Source organism: Vibrio sp. S234-5 (assembly GCF_000960595.1).
GTDB lineage: Bacteria > Pseudomonadota > Gammaproteobacteria > Enterobacterales > Vibrionaceae > Vibrio.
Genome location: NZ_JZAM01000349.1, coordinates 1 through 422, shown reverse-complemented (window position 1 = coordinate 422; position 422 = coordinate 1). Strand labels below are relative to the sequence as shown.

Here is a 422-nt window from a genome sequence, read left to right as displayed (position 1 = left end):
TTCGTGATCCGTTACTTGGGCGGAACGATAACGGATGAGCAAACGCGGTGGAATGTCGAAACCTATAACCACTACGAACAGTACACAAAACAAGAGTATCAAAGTACACCACACGAGGCGTTCTCACCGCCAGGCAGTCGTGTATTTAGCGCTCATTCCTGTATGGCTGCGGAGGCAGCTTGTACCAAACCGTTGCTTGTCTATGACGTTAATCCAGAGACAGGCGCAATGTTTGATGTTCGAGATAGCGTAAACCGTGAAGGTAAAAGCGAGAACATGCAGAACGGACTACAGGGCTATTTGCTTATTTGGGAATTGCCTGATCCAGAAAAGGATTACGCCCTTGGCGCTGACGTTGCGGAAGGTCTGGAACATGGGGACAGAGGTTCAATTGATGTGCTGGACGAAACTGGCAATCAAGT

General features: G+C 48.8%; 1 pseudogene. It reads left to right on the top strand.

Features of this window, described 5'->3' with window-relative positions:
• Nucleotides 1-422, top strand: a pseudogene (locus UF06_RS26965) (terminase); the annotation flags it as partial.